General features: G+C 72.1%; 13 protein-coding genes. 10 read left to right on the forward strand and 3 right to left on the reverse strand.

Translation table 11 applies throughout. The features are described from left to right. On the reverse strand, positions 1-1,119 hold a 1,119-nt coding region (locus FK530_RS22255; RefSeq protein ID WP_158645174.1), incomplete at its 3' end, for a PucR family transcriptional regulator ligand-binding domain-containing protein. A gap of 112 nt (positions 1,120-1,231) precedes the next feature. Here FK530_RS22255 and FK530_RS22260 point away from each other — a divergent pair. From FK530_RS22260 to FK530_RS22305, 10 genes are all read left to right on the forward strand, one after another. Then, entirely contained in the window at positions 1,232-2,659 is a 1,428-nt protein-coding gene (locus FK530_RS22260) for an aminobutyraldehyde dehydrogenase (protein ID WP_146489159.1), read from the forward strand. Between the two features lie 48 nt (positions 2,660-2,707). Beyond that, the gene (locus FK530_RS22265) at positions 2,708-4,693 is read left to right on the forward strand and encodes a primary-amine oxidase (RefSeq protein ID WP_146489160.1); all 1,986 of its coding nucleotides are present in this window, start codon (positions 2,708-2,710) and stop codon (positions 4,691-4,693) included. Continuing rightward, positions 4,690-5,556, forward strand: coding sequence for a universal stress protein (locus tag FK530_RS22270; protein WP_146489161.1), 867 nt, complete (start codon positions 4,690-4,692; stop codon positions 5,554-5,556). Before FK530_RS22265 ends, FK530_RS22270 begins: the two co-directional genes overlap by 4 nt. After that, positions 5,553-7,118, forward strand: coding sequence for an APC family permease (locus FK530_RS22275; protein WP_146489162.1), 1,566 nt, complete (start codon positions 5,553-5,555; stop codon positions 7,116-7,118). Before FK530_RS22270 ends, FK530_RS22275 begins: the two co-directional genes overlap by 4 nt. Then, positions 7,115-8,467 carry a 4-aminobutyrate--2-oxoglutarate transaminase gene (gene gabT / locus FK530_RS22280; RefSeq protein WP_146489163.1) on the forward strand — a complete coding sequence of 451 codons (1,353 nt, stop codon included), beginning with the start codon at positions 7,115-7,117 and terminating at the stop codon, positions 8,465-8,467. The genes FK530_RS22275 and gabT overlap by 4 nt, the downstream gene beginning before the upstream one ends. Continuing rightward, positions 8,464-9,921 carry an NAD-dependent succinate-semialdehyde dehydrogenase gene (locus FK530_RS22285; protein WP_146489164.1) on the forward strand — a complete coding sequence of 486 codons (1,458 nt, stop codon included), beginning with the start codon at positions 8,464-8,466 and terminating at the stop codon, positions 9,919-9,921. The genes gabT and FK530_RS22285 overlap by 4 nt, the downstream gene beginning before the upstream one ends. A 52-nt stretch (positions 9,922-9,973) precedes the next feature. Further along, positions 9,974-10,534, forward strand: coding sequence for a YdcF family protein (locus FK530_RS22290; RefSeq protein ID WP_231706755.1), 561 nt, complete (start codon positions 9,974-9,976; stop codon positions 10,532-10,534). Between the two features lie 105 nt (positions 10,535-10,639). Continuing rightward, positions 10,640-12,748, forward strand: a complete 2,109-nt coding sequence (locus FK530_RS22295) for a DUF6421 family protein (RefSeq protein WP_231706756.1) — start codon at positions 10,640-10,642, stop codon at positions 12,746-12,748. Then, on the forward strand, positions 12,745-13,449 hold the full coding sequence (locus tag FK530_RS22300; RefSeq protein WP_146489166.1) for an SDR family NAD(P)-dependent oxidoreductase: 705 nt from the start codon (positions 12,745-12,747) through the stop codon (positions 13,447-13,449). The genes FK530_RS22295 and FK530_RS22300 overlap by 4 nt, the downstream gene beginning before the upstream one ends. Further along, on the forward strand, positions 13,446-14,510 hold the full coding sequence (locus FK530_RS22305; protein ID WP_146489167.1) for a threonine aldolase family protein: 1,065 nt from the start codon (positions 13,446-13,448) through the stop codon (positions 14,508-14,510). The genes FK530_RS22300 and FK530_RS22305 overlap by 4 nt, the downstream gene beginning before the upstream one ends. Here FK530_RS22305 and FK530_RS22310 read toward each other — a convergent pair. Both FK530_RS22310 and FK530_RS22315 read right to left on the reverse strand, forming a co-directional pair. Next, a complete protein-coding gene (locus tag FK530_RS22310; RefSeq protein ID WP_146489168.1) occupies positions 14,488-14,847 on the reverse strand; it encodes a hypothetical protein in 360 nt (119 codons plus the stop codon). The two genes, FK530_RS22305 and FK530_RS22310, sit on opposite strands and share 23 nt — an antisense overlap. Then, on the reverse strand, positions 14,844-15,257 hold the full coding sequence (locus FK530_RS22315) for a hypothetical protein (RefSeq protein ID WP_146489169.1): 414 nt from the start codon (positions 15,255-15,257) through the stop codon (positions 14,844-14,846). The genes FK530_RS22310 and FK530_RS22315 overlap by 4 nt, the downstream gene beginning before the upstream one ends. Between the last annotated feature and the right edge of the window lie 5 nt (positions 15,258-15,262).

A 15,262-nucleotide genomic window follows, 5' to 3' on the forward strand; every position in this document is an offset into this window, starting at 1 on the left:
GAGGCCGAGCTGCAGCCGGCCGCGTTCGCGGGGCGCGAAGCCCGCGAACAGTGCGTCGGCCAAGCCCGGGCCGTCGTCCCCGCCGAGCAGCGCCACGACGCCGCCGGCGCGCTCCGCGTCCGCGACGAAGACCGGGCGGCCCGCGTCGTACAGCGCCGCCCGGACTCCGGCGACCACGACGTCCGGGTCGCCGCCGCGGATCACCAGCGCCCGCACGCCCGACGGGTCCGCCGCCTCCGCCACGAGCTGCGCCGCCTCGTCGAGCTCCGCGCCCGCGGACAGCACGAGACGCAGCGCCGCCGCGTTCATCCGCCACTGCGCGAGCCGCAGCCGCAGAGGCCGCTCGAAGTCCAGCGCCAGCAGCGAATTGGCGTGGCCGATGAGCACGTGGTCGGTGGCGAGCGGCTCGTGGGGCAGCACGACGCCGAGGTGGCCGTGCCCGCGGTCGCCCACGCGGATCGGCTGGGTCACGATCGTGCCGCGCCCGCCGGAGGTCACGGGCCCGACGGCCGACGCGGCGAGGTGGGCCCGCGCCTGCTCGCCCACCTCGCGCGAGGCGCCGGGGTCGACGTCGGCGGGGTGCGACTGCACGACCCGCCCGCTGCGGTCCAGGAGCAGCGCCGCGCCGCCGCAGCCCACGGCCAGTTCGCGCAGCATCGCCGACGGTCCGCCCGCGACCGCGGCACGGGTCATCCGCTGCTGCGCGCGGCCAGCGGCCACCTGGGAGCGGTTCGCGCGCCGGGCGATCTCGTCGATGACGGTGCGCGCGACGGCCACGAAGGGCGTGGGCAGCGGCACGTCGACGAGGGCGAGACCGACCTCGTCGGCCGCCGCCACCAGGGCCGACGGTGCGCTCGCCCGCGAGACGCCGACGCCGAAGCCCAGCGCCGAGACACCGCGCCCGATCAGCCGGCGCACGTAGTCCCGGCAGCCCTCGTCGCCGGGCGGGATGCCGATCCCGGTGGTCAGGAGCATCTCACCGCCGGTGAGCCACGGCGTCGGATCCGAGAGCTCGGTGGTCATGACGAAGGTGATCGGCACGTCGATCGCCGCTGCCCCCGCACGGAGCCCGAGGCCGAGGTCGCGCTGCGCGAGCAGCCACCGCACCGTGACCGCCATGTCGCTCCGTTCCGTCGAATCATGACCGATGATTTCGCCATTGTGGCAGATGCGACCGTCAGTGACCCAGCGCACAGTGAGAAGACCCGCCCGCCGACCGGAACGAGCCCCGATGTCCGACCGCCTCCAGAACTTCATCGACGGCGCCTTCGTCGATTCCGCCTCCCCCGACTCGATCGACATCGTCGACCCCGCGACGGAGACCGTGGTCGCCGTCTCCCCCGTCTCGACCGAGGCCGAGATCGCCGCGGCGGTCGCCGCCGCGGAGCGCGCCTTCCTCACCTGGGGCCGCACCACCCCGAGCGCGCGCCAGGCGGCCCTGCTGAAGCTCGCCGACGCCATCGAGGCGCACGCCGACGAGATCGTCGCGGCCCAGGTGCGCAACACCGGGCAGATCGCGGCCCTGGTGAAGTCCGAGGAGGTGCTGGTCTGCGCCGATCAAGTGCGCTTCTTCGCGGGCGCCGCCCGGATGCTCGAGGGCCGCTCGGCGGGCGAGTACATGGAGGGCTTCACCTCGTACGTGCGGCGCGAGCCGATCGGCGTCGTCGGTCAGGTGACCCCGTGGAACTACCCGTTCATGATGGCCATCTGGAAGATCGCCCCCGCCCTCGCCGCGGGAAACACCGTGGTGCTCAAGCCCTCCGACACCACCCCCGAGTCCACCCTGGTGCTCGCCCGGCTCACGCAGGACGTCCTCCCGGCGGGCGTCCTCAACGTCGTCCTGGGAGACGGTGCCGTCGGCGCCCGACTGGTCGGCGACCCGGCGATCGGCCTCGTCGCCATCACCGGCTCCGTCCGCGCGGGCATGGCCGTCGCGACCGCGGCCGCCGCCGACGTCAAGCGCGCCCACCTGGAGCTCGGCGGCAAGGCGCCCGCCGTCGTCTTCTCCGACGCCGACATCGCCCGCGCGGCGGAGGGCATCGCGCAGGCGGCCTTCTTCAACGCCGGCCAGGACTGCACCGCCGCGACGCGCGCGATCGTGCACGAGTCGGTGCACGACGACTTCCTCGCCGCCCTCGTCGCGCAGGCGCAGGCGCTGCGCCCCGGCGCCCCCGACGATCCGGACGCCTTCTACGGCGCCCTCAACAACAGCCGCCACTTCGCCGCCGTCCTCGACAAGCTGGCCGCGCTCCCCGCGCACGCGAGCGTCGCGACCGGCGGCGAGCGGGTCGGCGACGTGGGCTTCTACGTCGCGCCGACCGTCATCACGGGAGTGCGGCAGGACGATCCGATCGTGCAGGAGGAGACCTTCGGGCCGATCATCACCGTGCAGTCCTTCGCCACCGAGGACGAGGCCGTGGCCCTCGCGAACGGCGTGCGGTACGGCCTCGCGTCCAGCGTGTGGACCACCGACCACGCCACCGCCAACCGGATGAGCATCCGGATCGACGCGGGCGCCGTGTGGATCAACTGCCACATCCCGCTCGTCGCGGAGATGCCGCACGGCGGATTCAAGCACTCGGGTTACGGCAAAGACCTCTCGGCGTACGGCCTGGAGGACTACACCCGAATCAAGCACGTCATGAGCAGCAACGACTGACCGCCGCCCGACCGCCGATCACCGACCGCCGAGAAAGGCCCTCCCGCGATGCCGACCCCCGCTCCCACCCATCCTCTCGACCCGCTCTCCGCCGACGAGATCCGCGCCGTCACCGCCCTGCTCGCGCGGGAGCACGGCGTGAACGACGACTGGCGCTACGCCTCGATCGAGATGTTCGAGCCGAGCAAGGCCGAGATCACCGCCTTCGACACCGACGGGACGCCGTGCGAGCGCGTCGCGGTCGCGGTGCTCTTCGACCGCACCGCGAACCGCACCTACAAGGCCCGCCTGTCCCTGACCGACGGCGCTGTCACCGCGTTCGAGCACATCCCCGACGTGCAGGCGAACGTCACCGTCGACGAGTGGGACGAAGCCGATCAGGCCCTGCGCGCGCACCCCGACGTCATCGCCGCGCTCGCCGCGCGGGGCATCACCGACATGTCGCTGGTCTTCATGGACACCTGGACCTACGGCGCGGTGCTCATCCCCGAGGAGTTCGCGGGGCGCCGCATCGGCTGGTCCGACACCTGGGTCCGGGCGTCCGACGGCGCCAACCCCTACGCCGGGCCGGTCAACGGCTTCCACTGCGTGATCGACCTGAACACCATGGAGCTGCTGAAGATCGAGGACGTGTTCCACGTGGAACGGCCGCAGATCATGGGCGAGTACGTGCCACGGATGCTGCCCAGGGAGATCCGCGAGGCCTCCACCCGCCCGGAGCGCACGCCCCTGGAGATCACGCAGCCCGAGGGCCCCGGGTTCACCCTCGACGGCAACAAGCTGACGTGGCAGAACTGGTCGCTGCGCGTGGGCTTCAACTACCGCGAGGGCATGACCCTGCACGCGATCACCTACAACGACAACGGGAACGTGCGCAAGATCGCGCACCGCCTCTCGTTCGCCGAGATGATGGTGCCGTACCGCGATCACTGCGAGGACCACTACCGGCGCACCGCTTTCGACATCGGCGAGTGGGGCCTCGGCTTCATGACCACCTCGCTCGCGCTGGGCTGCGACTGCCTCGGCGAGATCCGCTACCTGGACGCCACCCTCCACAACAGCAAGGGCGAGCCCTACGACATCGCCAACGCGATCTGCATCCACGAGGAGGACAACGCCGTCCTGTGGAAGCACGTGGACCACCACGCCGGTGCCGAGGTGCGCCGCATGCGCCGCCTGACGGTCTCCTTCCACGTCACCGTCGCGAACTACGAGTACCTCACCTACTGGCGGTTCTACGAGGACGGCAACATCGAGTGCGAGGTGCGCGCCACCGGCATCATGGTGGTCAGCCACTTCCCCGAGGGCGGCTCGCACCCGCACGGCACCCTCGTGGACGAGCGCACGTACGCGCCCTTCCACCAGCACTTCATCGTCGCGCGCATGGACCTCGACGTGGACGGGGAGAACAACACCGTCTACCAGTCCGAGACGCGGATGGTGCCCACCGGGCCCGACAACCCCTACGGTCTCTCGCTGCAGCAGGTGAACACGCCGCTGCGCACCGAGGCGGAGGGCAAGCAGGACCCGCACTACCCGACGCAGCGCTCGTGGAAGGTCGTCAACGACAACGTGAAGACGGGCCTCGGCACGTCCCCGTCGTACAAGCTGGTCGCCTCCGCGAACGTCCCCGCCATGTTCGACCCGGCGTCCCCGATCCTCGACCGCTGCCGCGCCATCGAGCACACCCTGTGGGTCACCCCCAACGACCGCGACGAGCGCTGGCCCGCCGGTGAATTCGTCAACCAGGGCGGCGGCGGCATGGGCCTGCCGGCGTGGACCGCGCAGAACCGCTCGATCGAGAACACCGACGTAGTGCTCTGGTACACCTTCGGCATCCACCACATCACCCGCCCCGAGGACTGGCCGATCATGCCGGCGGACACGGTGAGCTTCTGGCTCAAGCCCTTCGGCTTCTTCGACCGCAACCCGTCGATCGACGTGGCGCCCACGCCCGCCACGACCGGGTCCTGCTGTTCCACCGAATCCGACGGCGCCGCCGCCGGTTCCGCCTGCTGTGAGGGAGAGAAATGAAGGTCTACGTCGCCTACCTCGCCACCGACGGCGGCCGCGACGCGGTCGCCCTCGGCGTGCAACTCGCCCGGACGATGGGGGCCGAGCTCGCGATCGGCATGGTCGTGCCGCCGGATCAGACCGGCGCCTTCGTCTCCGGCGACCTGGTCGATCAGGTCCTCACGGCGCAGGCCAGGACCTGGCTGAAGCAGGCCCGGGACCTCGTGCCGGACGACGTGGAGGCCTCGACCCACATCGGCGTCTACGACTCGATCGCCGGCGGCATCATCGCCGAGGCCGAGCGCCTCGACGCGGCCGTCGTGGTCGTCGGGGGCTCGGGCGGCGGCCTGCTCGGCCGCCACTCGCTCGGCCCCGTCGTCAACGCCCTGATCCACTCCTCGCCGGTCGCGGTCGCGTTGGCCCCACGCGGACAGCGGCACACCAAGGCCGCGCGCGTGCGGTCCGTGACCTGCGCCGTCGGTACCCGCGCGGGCGCCGACGAATTGCTCGACGCGGCGATCGCCGGCGCCGAACGCGCCGGGGTCCCGCTGCGCCTGGTCTCGCTCATCGCGGTCGACCTGATGCCCGGCGTGCACCAGGCCGACCAGGAGGCCATCGAGAAGGCGCGCGCGCATTCGGCCGCCGTGCTCGAGGAGGCCACCAGCCGCCTGTCGGGCACCGTCGAGGTCACCTCGGTGGTCGTGCTCGGCGACACGGTCGAGGACGCGGTGAACGGCCTCGAGTGGCAGCCGGGCGACCTCATCATGGTCGGCTCGAGCCGGCTCGCCGCGCCGAAGCGCCTCTTCCTCGGTTCCACCGCCGCCACGATGCTCCGCGTCCTCGACGTCCCGATGGTCGTCGTCCCCCGAGCCGGCCTCGCATGACCACCGCCGGCACGGGCCGCGAGGACCCCGGGGACGCGACGCCCGCGGGCGAGACCGACATCGTCGACAAGGGCCTCGCGCAGGGCAGCATCGGCACGCTCGCGGGCGCGATCCTCGGCATCTCGACGGTGGCGCCCGGTTACACGCTGACGGCGAGCATCGGCCTCATCGTCGCGTCGGTGGGCCTGAAGATGCCGGCGATCTTCATCGCCGGGTTCATCCCGATGTTCCTCACCGCGTACGCCTACCGCGAGCTGAACTCGCGGGTGCCGGATTGCGGCGCCTCGTTCACGTGGTCCACCAAGGCCTTCGGGCCGTACATCGGCTGGATGTGCGGGTGGGGCATGGTGCTCGCGACGATCATCGTGCTGTCCAACCTCGCGGCGATCGCCGTGGACTACTTCTACCTGTTCCTGGCGCAGGTGACGGGAAAGGAGTCCCTCGCGGACCTCGCGGCGAACAAGCCCGTGAACATCGCGACGACGCTGCTCTTCCTCGTCGTCGCCACGGTCATTGCGGGCCGCGGCATCACCACCAGCGCCAAGGTGCAGTACGCGCTCGTCGGCTTCCAGATGGTGGTCCTGGTCACCTTCGCCGTCACCGCGATCGTGCGGTCCGGCGGCGTGCCCACCGGGCTGTCCTTCTCGCTCGACTGGTTCAACCCGTTCACGGGCATCACCATCGCGGCCTTCGTCGTGGGCCTGACCGGATCCATCTTCGCCTTCTGGGGCTGGGACACCTGTCTCACCCTCGGCGAGGAATCGAAGGACCCGACGAAGGTCCCCGGCCGTGCCGGGCTGCTCGCAGTGGTCTCGATCCTCATCACCTACCTGCTCGTCGCAGTCGCCGTGATGATGTACGCGGGCGTCGGCACCGAGGGTGTCGGCCTGGGCAATCCGGACAACTCCGAGAACGTCTTCCGCCCGCTGGCGACGCCGGTCCTCGGCGAGGCGGGCGGCCTGCTGCTGTTCCTCGCGATCTTCGCCTCGTCGATCGCGAGCCTGCAGACCACCTTCCTGCCCGCCGCCCGCACCATGCTGGCGATGGGCTCCTACGGCGCCTTCCCCGCGAAACTCGCCGCGATCCACCCCCGGTACCTGGTGCCCACCTACGCGACGGTGGTCTCCGGCATCGTGACCGGCGTCTTCTACGCCGTGGTCAAGCTGCTCTCGGACCGCGCGCTGCTCGACACCATCGCGGCACTGGGCATCATGATCTGCTGGTACTACGGGATCACGGCCTTCGCCTGCGTCTGGTTCTTCCGCCGCGAGCTCTTCACCGGCCCGCACAACATCGTCTACAAGTTCCTGTTCCCCCTGCTCGGCGGAACGATCCTCGCCGTGGTCTTCGTGATCTCGGTCCAGGAGAGCCTCGATCCCGAGAACGGCAGCGGCTCCTCGCTGTTCGGCATCGGGCTCGTCTTCTACATCGGCTTCGGCCTGCTGCTCCTCGGCGCCGTCCTGATGCTCATCCGGCGGGCCACCCACCCCGCCTTCTTCCGCGGCGAGACCCTGCGCCGCACCACCGCCCCCGTCGACGTCGACAAGGAGACCCTCCAGTGACCACCCCGAGCTACCGCCTCCCCCAGGTGCGCAACCTCGTCACCGCCCTTCCCGGCCCGGAGTCCGCCCGGCTCGCCGAGCGCCGGCGGTCCGCCGTGGCCGGCGGCGTCGGCTCCTCGGTGCCGGTCTACGCCGCGGACGCCGACGGCGGCGTCATCGTGGACGTCGACGGCAACTCGCTGATCGACCTGGGCTCCGGCATCGCCGTCACCAGCGTCGGCGCCTCCGACGCACGGGTCGCGGAAGCCGTTGCCGCACAGGCCGGGCACTTCACCCACACCTGCTTCATGGTGACGCCCTACGAGGGCTACGTCGCCGTCGCGGAGCGCCTCAACGCGCTCACCCCGGGCGATCACGACAAGCGCACGGTGCTGTTCAACTCGGGCGCCGAGGCCGTGGAGAACGCGATCAAGGTCGCACGCCTCGCCACCGGCCGCGATGCGGTCGTCGCCTTCGACCACGCCTACCACGGCCGCACCAACCTGACGATGGCGCTGACCGCCAAGACCATGCCGTACAAGAAGGACTTCGGCCCCTTCGCGCCGGAGGTCTACCGGATGCCGATGTCGTACCCGTACCGCGACGCCGCCGCGGGCCTCGACGCCGACGGCAAGGCCGCGGCGGCCCGCGCGATCAGCCAGATCGAGAAGCAGATCGGTGGCGACGCGGTGGCCGCCGTCATCATCGAGCCGATCCAGGGCGAGGGCGGCTTCATCGTGCCCGCACCGGGGTTCCTGCCCGCCCTCGCGGCCTGGGCGAAGGAGAACGGCGTCGTCTTCATCGCCGACGAGGTGCAGACCGGCTTCGCCCGCACCGGCGCCTGGTTCGCCTGCGAGGACGAGGGCGTCGTGCCCGACATCATCACCATGGCCAAGGGCATCGCGGGCGGCATGCCGCTGTCGGCGATCACCGGCCGCGCCGACCTGCTCGACGCCGTGCACGCCGGCGGCCTCGGCGGCACCTACGGCGGCAACCCCGTCGCCTGCGCCGCGGCGCTCGCCGCGCTGGACACCATGGAGGACCTCCGTCTGCCGGCGCGCGCCCGCGCCATCGGCGAGCGCGCGGTGACCCGGCTGCGGGCCCTCGCCGAGGAGACCGGCGTGATCGGCGACGTCCGCGGCCGCGGCGCGATGATCGCGATCGAGCTGGTCCACCCCGGCACCTCGGAGCCCGACGCCGACCTGACGAAGGCCGTCGCCGCGAAGGCCCTCGCCGCCGGCGTCGTGATCCTGACGTGCGGCACCTACGGCAACGTCATCCGCCTGCTGCCGCCGCTGGTGATCGGCGACGAGCTGCTCGACGACGCCCTGTCGGTGCTCGAGACCGCGGTCCGCGAGGCGGCGGCGTGAACCTCACCGACCTCCGCACCGCCGTCCCGACCGGACTGTGGCAGGGCGGCCGCTCGACCCCGAGCGAGTCCGGCCGCACCTTCGACGTGGTGAACCCCGCCACCGGCGAGGTCCTCACCGCGGTCGCGAACGCCACGCCCGCCGACGCCCGCGTCGCCCTCGATCGGGCCGCCGCGGTCGCCGACGAGTGGGCCGCTACCCCGCCCCGCCGCCGGGCCGACATCCTCCGCGCCGCGTTCGACGCCGTGACCGCCCGCGCCGACGACTTCGCCCTGCTCATGACGCTCGAGATGGGCAAGGTCCTGCCGGAGAGCCGTGGCGAGGTCACCTACGGCGCCGAGTTCCTGCGCTGGTTCTCCGAGGAGGCCGTACGCATCGGCGGCCGCACCACGACCGCCCCCGCCGGCACCGGCGAGATCGCCGTCGTCAAGGAGCCCGTCGGGCCGTGCCTCGCCATCACCCCGTGGAACTTCCCCTTGGCCATGGGCACGCGCAAGATCGGCCCGGCGCTGGCCGCCGGCTGCACCGTGATCGTCAAGCCCGCCGAGGACACCCCGCTGACGATGCTGCTACTGGCGCAGGTCTTCGCCGAGGTCGGCCTTCCCCCTGGCGTCCTGGCCGTGCTCCCGACTCTCGACGCGCCCGCCGTGGTCGCCGAGCTCATGACCGACCCCCGCCTGCGCAAGGTCTCCTTCACCGGCTCCACCGGTGTCGGCAAGATCCTCCTCGCCCAGGCCGCGGAGAACGTCCTGCGCACCTCGATGGAGCTCGGCGGCAGCGCGCCCTTCCTCGTCTTCGACGATGCCGACCTCGACAAGGCCGTCGACGGCGCGATGCTCGCCAAGATGCGCAACGGCGGCGAGGCCTGCACCGCCGCCAACCGCATCCTGGTGCAGAACGGCATCCGCGAGGCCTTCACCGCGCGGCTCACCGAGCGGGTCGCCGCGATGCGGGTCGGCCCCGGCTGGGACGCCGACTCGGCCATCGGCCCGATCATCAACGCCAAGCAGCGCGGCTCCATCGCCGCGCTCGTCGACGAGGCCGTCGCCGCGGGCGCCACGGTGCGCACGGGCGGCGAGCAGGTCGACGGTGCCGGCTTCTTCTACCGGCCCACCGTCCTCGACGGCATCCCCGACAGCGCCCGCATCCGCCGCGACGAGATCTTCGGCCCCGTCGCCGCGATCGTCGGCTTCGACACCGAGGAGGAGGGCGTCGCCATGGCCAACGACACCGAGTACGGCCTCGCCGCGTACTTCTTCACCGAGAACGTCGGCCGGGCGCAGCGCGTCGCGCGCAGGCTGCAAGCGGGCATGGTCGGCGTGAACCGCGGCGTCATCTCCGACCCCGCCGCCCCCTTCGGCGGGATCAAGCAGTCCGGCCTCGGTTCCGAGGGCGGCAGCGAGGGCATCGAGGAGTACCTGAACACCAAGTACATCGCGCTCCCGCCCGTGTGACGGCGGCCCGGCGCCCCGCGGCTCGGCCGCGGGGCGCCGGTAGGGTGGCGGCGTGCCGCGACTGCAAAGACTCCTCTGGGGCGTGACGCTCGTCGTGGTCCTCGTCCTCGCCGCGGTCGGCGGCGTCGGCTACGCGATGTTCGGCGTCGATCGCCAGGACCCGCTGCGCAAGGTCGACGCCATCATCGTGCTCGGTGGCGAGCACGACGGTCGCGAGCAGTACGGCATCCGCCTGGCCCAGGAGGGGTGGTCGACGAACCTCGTCCTGTCGAACCCCTACGGCCACTCCGACAGCACGATGCGCGATCTGTGTAGTACCCGGATCGACGGCATCAGCGTCACGTGCCAGGTCCCGGCCCCGAGCACGACGCGCGGCGAGGCGATGTTCACCGAGAGCCTCGCGAAGCAGAACGGCTGGGCCTCGGTGATCGTCATCAGCTGGGGGTACCACCTCGCGCGATCGCGCTACATCTTCGACAACTGCTACTCGGGCGAGACCGTCATGCGGGCGGTGCCCCGCGAATACGACTACGGCCCCGCCGATTGGGAGCTGATCTATCTCTACCAGTTCTTCGGCACCGCGAAGGCCGTGGTCCAGGGCTCCTGCGGCTGACCCGAAGACCGCCGTTCCGCTTTCCCCGCACGCGTTCGGGCGTTAAGATTGCGTCAAGATCGCAGTAAGAGGTGAAAGGCCGGTACGGTTATGTCAGACGAGGCGGTGTTCCCTCGCGTCCAGATCGAGCAGGCCCGGAGCTGCGCGTGGGCGACCACGCTGGACCGGGCCCGCGTCATGGTGCCCCCGAACCCGGCCGACGCCAGCCTGGCGGACGCCGTCGACACCCTCCGTCGCCGCGGCATGACGGTGACCGACGCCCTCGCCCCACACGTGGGGCCGGAGGAGCTGGCGGCCGCCGACGTCTACGTGATCCCGCACCTCGCACGGCCCGGCGTCGAGCGGGTGACGGGCGACCTGCCGCCCGTGTACGCGCCGGACGAGCTCGACGCGATCGAGCGGTACGTGCGCGCCGGCGGCGGGCTCGTCGTGCTCGCCGAGTGCGACACGGCGACCTCGGGCAACAACCTCGACGAGCTCCTCGGCCGCTTCGGCGTGCACGTCGAGTCGGTGGTCGTGCAGGAGGCCGCGGGCGAGCGGCGGCACGGCGGTAACGCCACCTGGGTCCGCTCGGTGATCGCGCCCGAGCTCGACGGCCAGGGCATCGTCGCCGCCGTCGACGGTGCGTGCTTCTACCGGACGGGCGTCCTCGACCTCGGCGCAGCGACGGACGCCACCGTCCTCGCCCGCACCAGCGACACCGCCGCCCCCGCGGACCGCGCGCTGGCCGCCGCACTGCAGGTCGATCGCGGCCGCGTGGTGGTCTTCGCCGACTCGGACCTCTTCGGCGACGACTCGATCGACGACCTCGACCAGCGCACGCTGTGGACCAACGCGGTGACCTGGGCGGCCGGCACGCACGAGGACGCCCCCACCGAGTCCGATGCGGGTACGGCGGGCAGCGCCGACTGGATCGCGCTCAAGGGCGCGGTGGAGGACCTGCGCGGGCTCCAGGCCGAGGACGGCACGGTTGCGGAGGCCGACGACCGCCCCCGCGCCGCGGAACTGGTGGACGAGATCGTCGCCCGCATCGCAGCGCTGGCACCGCGCTTCCCGCACGACGCCGCGTACCTCGCGGCGCTGCCACGGGACTTCCGGCGCTGGGCCGACAGCGGCTTCGGCCGCCCCGAGTTCGACGAGTCGCTGGCCGCCTTCCGGCCCGACCTCGAGCGCGTCGAGGGCGCCGAGCACCTCGTGGTCTTCCCGATGTACACGCAGAACGGCAACGCGGGCAAGGTCTTCGAGGCGGTGCTGCTGCGCGTCGTCTGGCCCGAGTGGCTCGCCGAGACGGAGCGCACCTTCGACAACCGGCAATTCCTGGCCGTCGCCTTCGAGGACTTCACCCCCGGCTACGACACCCACTCCGCGGTGCTCTTCCCGGAGACCGTGACCGTCGCGCAGACCCCGGAGTTCCACTGGGGCGCCATCTTCTGCGACCGCGAGGCCGCCCGCTTCCGGCGGGTGACCGGCGCCGCCGCCGAGATCCTCTCGCTGCGTCTCCCGCCCGACGGTGATCGGCTCGTGGCCTCCCAGGGGCTGGCGCAGTCGACCTTCGCGCTGTGGGACCTGATCCACGACCGCACGCACAGCCGCGGCGACCTCCCCTTCGATCCGTTCATGATCAAGCAGCGGATGCCGTACTGGCAGTACTCCCTCGAGGAGCTGCGCTGCGACCTCACCACCTTCCGTGAGGCCCACCGGCTGCAACAGGAGGGCCACCCGTACGGCCTGCCCGTGCAGCTGGCGATCCTCTGCGACCGCCTGTTCCGGTTCCCGATCACGGGCGACCGGGTGCGCAACTACGACGGCCTCGGCGGACAGCTGCTGTTCGCCTACCTGCATCGGCACGGCGCCCTGCGGTGGCGCGACAACCGGCTCTCCTTCGACTGGAAGGAGCTGCCGCTCCAGGTGATCCGGCTCGCCGAGGAGATCGAGGAGCTGTACCGCACGGGGATCGACCGCTCCAAGGTGGGCCAGTGGCTCGCGAGCTACGAGTTCGTCTCCGGGTACGTCGCGCCCGGCCCCGGATCGACCTGGGCGAAGGGCCCGTCGGCCCTGCCGCTCGACGGTCCTCCCAAGGCCCTGGTGGACCTGGTCCTGCCCGACGAGTTCCCCCTCAACATGTTCTACGAGGCGCTCCGGCGCAAGATGGGTCCGGTGATCGAGAGCGCGAAGGGGATCACCGCGGCGACGGCGACGGAGGTCCCCGCATGAGCGGAGTGACAGGGCGCACCGTCGTGGTGACGGGCGCGAACGGGGCCCTGGGCCGCGAGGTCGTGCGGCGACTCGTGGACGCCGGCGCGAGGGTCGCCGTCATCACGCGCGGCGCCCCCGCGGAGGAGATCGCCGCCCTCGACGGCGTCAGCGCCTACCGAGCGGACCTCTCCGACCGCGCCGCGACGACACAGGCCGTCGAGCGCATCGTCACGGAGCACGACGGGGCCGACGGCCTGCTGCACCTGGTCGGGGGCTGGCGGGGCGGCACGCCGATCGCCGAGGCCGACCCCGCGGACTGGGACTTCTTGGAGGCGGGCCTGATCCGCAGCCTGCAGAACGTCTCGCAGCCGCTGTACCCGGCGCTCGCGGCGAGCGAGGACGCCCGCGTGGCGGTGATCTCCTCAGTCTCGGTGGCGAAGCCGACCGCGTCGAACGCGATGTACTCCTCCGCCAAGGCCGCGGCCGAGGCGTGGACCCTTGCGCTCGCCGACGGTTTCACCGGGACCGGGGCCGCCGCGTCCGTCCTGCGGGTCATGGCGCTGCTCACCCCGCAGATGAGGGCCGACGCCCCGCAGCGGAAGTTCCCGCGCTACACGCCCATCGGCGACGTGGCCGACCGACTCGTCGCGCTGTGGGACTCCCCCGCGGCCGAGGTCAACGGCACCGTCGAGACCCTGGTACCGGAGGTGACCGCATGACCCGCCTGCACGACCCCGCCCGCCGCGGCTTCGCGAGCGACAACTACGCCGGCGTGCTGCCCGAGGTCCTGGAGGCGATCGCGGAGGCGAACCTCGGCCATCAGGGGGCCTACGGAGCCGACGACTACACCGCCGCGCTCGGCGAGCGCGTCGTCGAGCTCTTCGGCGACGACGCCCGGGCCTTCCCCGTCTTCAACGGCACCGGCGCCAACGTGGTCGCGCTGTCCGCGGTATCCGACCGCTGGTCCGCGGTGGTCTGCGCCGACACGGGCCACATCCATGTGGACGAGGGCGGCGCGCCGGAGAAGCTCGCCGGCCTGAAACTCCTTCTCGTGCCCACCACGGAGGGCAAGCTGACGCCCGCGGCGATCACCGCCGCCGTGCCGGACCGCGCCGGCGACGTGCACTGGGCGCAGCCGCGCGTGTTGTCGGTCGCACAGTCCACCGAGCTCGGCACCGTCTACACCCCGGACGAACTGCGCGCCCTCGCCGAATACGCGCACGAGCGGGGTTGGCTGCTGCACATCGACGGCTCGCGCCTGGCCAACGCCGCGGCGAGCCTCGGGGTGAGCCTGCGCGCGATCACCACCGACGTCGGCGCCGACATCGTGAGCGTCGGCGGCACCAAGAGCGGCCTGCTCGGCGCGGAGCTCGTGGTCGTGCTCGGCACCGACGCGGCGCCCGGTATCGAGTACGTGCGCAAGCTGTCGATGCAGCTCGCCTCCAAGCAGCGCTTCCTGGCCGCGCAGTTCCTCGCACTGTTCGACGGCGACCGGTACCTGCGGGTGGCCGGCCAGGCGAACGCGATGGCCCGGCTGCTCGCCGACCTCACCGCCGGGATCGACGGCGTAACGATCACCCAGCCCGTGCAGTCCAACGCGGTCTTCGCCGAGCTTCCGCACGCCGCGGCCGAGGCCCTGATGGCACGCGTGCCCTTCTACTTCTGGGACGAGATCCGCGGCGAGGTCCGCTGGATGTGCGCCTGGGACACCACCGAGGACGACGTGCGCGCCTTCGCCGCGTCGGTCGCGGAGGAGCTCAGCCGAACCGCGGGAATTTGATGTAGGCGAGGCCGAGCAGGTCGATCGAGAGGTAGCCGAGGATCGCCGCGGCGACGCCGCCCCCGACCACGAGGACGGCGCGCCACCCGTCGCGGCGCGGCGCGGCCGTGAGCCACCAGCCGATCCCCACGAACGTGACGATCGGTCCGAACAGTGCGATCGGGAGCGTCGACCAGCCGGTGTCTCCGACGATCCGCGCCATGCGGGCCACGCCGCCCAGCACGACCGAGACGGCGATCGTCGCGCACAGCATCCGCGTCCAGTTGGGCCCGCCCGCGAGCAGCCGGTAGCCGAGCAGCGAGCCGCCGGCGCCGGCGAGGGCGACGAGCAGAGTCATCGCCGCGCCCTCCGGACGATCGCCCACCCGCCCGCGATCCCGAGGCCGGCGACGACGGGCGCGGCGAACAGGAACCGCACCCCTGCCGACGGGGGCATCGCGAGCAGCGACACGAGACCGTAGACGCCCACCGAGCTGAAGCCGGCGAGGACGCCGAAGACCAGGAATCCGAACCAGCGGTCGCCGAGACGGTCGCGGAGGACGAAGAGCGCCCCCGTCACGAAGGAGAGGAGGGCGAGGCCGACGATCCGGACGTCGAACTCCATCGCCCGCCATGCCGACGCCGACGAGATCCGGCTGGTGAGGACGGCGGCCAGTGCGCCGCCGAGCGCGACGCAGGCGAGGGTACGGCGATCGGTGGGCAGCCGCGCACCGTCGGGAGCCGGTCGATCGGGGGAGGTCTCCTGCACGCCGT

Origin of the sequence: Tsukamurella conjunctivitidis (assembly GCF_007858475.1) — a bacterium.
Classification (GTDB): domain Bacteria; phylum Actinomycetota; class Actinomycetes; order Mycobacteriales; family Mycobacteriaceae; genus Tsukamurella; species Tsukamurella conjunctivitidis.